Source organism: Dietzia sp. Cai40 (assembly GCF_014145165.1).
Taxonomy (GTDB): Bacteria; Actinomycetota; Actinomycetes; order Mycobacteriales; family Mycobacteriaceae; genus Dietzia; species Dietzia natronolimnaea.
The window spans coordinates 1-2,337 of sequence record NZ_JAALEB010000223.1 but is presented as its reverse complement, the minus strand read 5'-3'; the positions used below and the strand labels follow the sequence as shown (position 1 = coordinate 2,337).

Below are 2,337 nucleotides of genomic sequence, written 5' to 3'. Positions count from 1 at the left end.
GAGGGCGCCGCTGCCGACGAACGCGGCCACGATGGCGGCCGCCACCCCGAGGAGCGTGATGACGGGCATGGCCCACCCCGTGCCCCGGGTCGCGTGGGCCCCGGTCGGGGTCGGCTCGGTCGGGGTCGGCTCGGACGGGGACGCCTCGGTCCGGTGCGGTGTCGACTGGTCCATGGTGACGACCGTAGCGGCAGTTCACCGGGGTGGCGACCCGGCGCGGGTCGCGGCGACCGGATGCACGGGACGGCGCCGACGTGCAAGGTGGGAGACATGACCACATCTACGAGCGTCACCGTCGAGCGCGTGATCGACCACTCGGCGGCCGAGATCTTCGACATCCTCACCAACCCGGAGAACCACGCCAGGCTGGACGGCTCGGGCTTCGTCCGCGGGGACTACAAGTCCGACCGGATCCAGCAGGTGGGCGACGTGTTCTCCATGGACATGGAGGGTGAGCACATGGGTGGCGAGTACCGCACCGAGAACCACGTCACCGGCTACGGCAAGGACAAGATCCTGGCGTGGCAGACTGCGCCCGCCGGCACCGAGCCCCCCGGCTGGGAGTGGGTCTGGGAGCTCGAGAACCGCGGGCCCGAGTCGACGCTGGTCCGCCTGACCTACGACTGGGGCAAGGTCACCGACAAGGAGATCCTCAAGAAGGTGTCCTTCCCGCTGGTGTCCGAGCAGCAGCTCGAGGACTCGCTGTCCAACCTCGCCGCCGCGGTGGCCGGCTGAGCCGTTCACTCCGTGGTGGTCAGCTCCCGCAGGTGGTCAGCGCCCGCATCATCTCGCCCCAGTGGGCCAGCGGCAGCAGGTGGCCCTCACCCGCGTAGACCGTGAGCTCGGCCGCGCCCAGGTGCTCGGCGAGCCATCGCCCGTTGGCCGGTGGGGCCATCTCGTCGTCGTCGCCGTACCAGAGGTGCACGGGTGCGCGGACGTCCTCGACCCGGAAGCCCCACGGGCCGACGAAGGCCACGTTGTCCCACGCGATCGCCCCGGTGCCCTGCCGGAGCGCCTCGCGGAAGTTCACGAACAGGGCCCGCCGGGCCGCGGGGTCGGCGATCACCGCCGCGTCGCTGTCCGCCCACATCCAGTCGACCCACGGCGCGGTCTCGTCGTCCCTGACCGAGAGCATCGCGTCGAGGAACCCGGAGTTGCCGGACAGGAACAACTCGGCCGCGCGGGCGGGGTCCCCCGGTAAGTGGGAGAGCGCCTCGAGATCTCCCGCGGTCAGCGCCTCGCGCGCCCCGGGCATCCGATCGAACGGGGCCAACCCCCCGGCGACCCCCACCCGCATGACGCGATCGGGCGCTGCGGCGGCGGTGGCCAGCGCGAACGCCCCTCCACCCGACCAGGCCGAAACGGCGAACCGCGCCACCCCCAGCTCGTCGGCGACCGCCAGGACGTCCCGCGCGACCCCGCCCGGGCTGATCGGCCCGGGGTCGGACAGGCCGTAACCGGGGCGATCGACGCCGATCACCCGGACTCCCGCCCGTTCGGCGAGGTCGGAGCCGAAGTCCATCTCGAGACGCGAGCCCGGGGTGCCGTGGAAGTGGATCACCGGCTGCCCGGCGGGGTCGCCGCACTCGTGCACGGCGATGCGCCGCCCGTCGACTCGGATCATGTGATCGGACATGCCGCCGAGCCTATGGGTCGGGAGCGCGACGCGGGACGACGGCGAGGTGAGCCATCTCACCGCAGAGCCCGGCGGTCGCGGTGTCGCACCGAACTGACCCCGTGAGCAGTGCCGATCCCCGTGGGGGTCCCGACTCCCGCCGCCCGAGCCCGACCCGGATCCCCCGGTTTCGCCGCGCCGGGGTTGCGTCGCCCCCGTACCCCGCTCGTAGGGTCGTCCGCCGTCCCCGTCGATGGTCGACGGCCGATGCTGGACACCCGATGCACGACACGAGACCTCAGGAGGTCACGAGAGATGCAGAAGAAGCTCGTCCGAACCCTGACCGGCGCGATGCTCGCAGGCGGTATCGCCGCGGGTGGAGCCTCGCTGGCGGCCCCCGCCGCCTCCGCCGCGCCCGCGAGCGCCTGGGACCAGGTGGCCCAGTGTGAGTCCGGCGGCGACTGGCACATCAACACCGGCAACGGATACTTCGGCGGTCTGCAGTTCGCCGCCCAGACCTGGACCGGCTTCGGTGGCGGCGAGTACGCCCCGACCGCCGACCAGGCCACCCGCGAGCAGCAGATCGACATCGGCGAGCGCGTGCTCGCCGGACAGGGGCCGGGCGCGTGGCCCAACTGTGGTGGCCCGCTGGCCTGAGCGACGTCCGCCGACGGCGCCATCGATAAGAGCGTTCCGCACACCCGCCTCTCGGGCGATGTGTG

General features: G+C 72.6%; 3 protein-coding genes. 2 read left to right on the top strand and 1 reads right to left on the bottom strand.

Annotated features, from left to right (window positions below):
- The first annotated feature begins 270 nt into the window (after nucleotides 1–270).
- Entirely contained in the window at nucleotides 271–735 is a 465-nt protein-coding gene (locus tag G6022_RS09395; protein ID WP_182639723.1) for an SRPBCC domain-containing protein, read from the top strand.
- A gap of 19 nt (nucleotides 736–754) precedes the next feature.
- On the opposite strand, the gene G6022_RS09390 is transcribed toward G6022_RS09395, so the two are convergent.
- Nucleotides 755–1,636, bottom strand: a complete 882-nt coding sequence (locus tag G6022_RS09390; protein WP_182639724.1) for an alpha/beta hydrolase — start codon at nucleotides 1,634–1,636, stop codon at nucleotides 755–757.
- Nucleotides 1,637–1,966: 330 nt separating this feature from the next.
- Here G6022_RS09390 and G6022_RS09385 point away from each other — a divergent pair, with 330 nt between their 5' ends.
- A complete protein-coding gene (locus G6022_RS09385) occupies nucleotides 1,967–2,272 on the top strand; it encodes a transglycosylase family protein (protein WP_277817779.1) in 306 nt (101 codons plus the stop codon).
- The last annotated feature ends 65 nt before the right edge of the window (nucleotides 2,273–2,337 follow it).

Coding starts and splice junctions, on each gene's coding strand:
- G6022_RS09390 (WP_182639724.1), bottom strand. CDS start 1,636: ATGTCCGATCACATGATCCGAGTCGACGGGCGGCGCATCGCCGTGCAC.
- G6022_RS09395 (WP_182639723.1), top strand. CDS start 271: ATGACCACATCTACGAGCGTCACCGTCGAGCGCGTGATCGACCACTCG.
- G6022_RS09385 (WP_277817779.1), top strand. CDS start 1,967: ATGCTCGCAGGCGGTATCGCCGCGGGTGGAGCCTCGCTGGCGGCCCCC.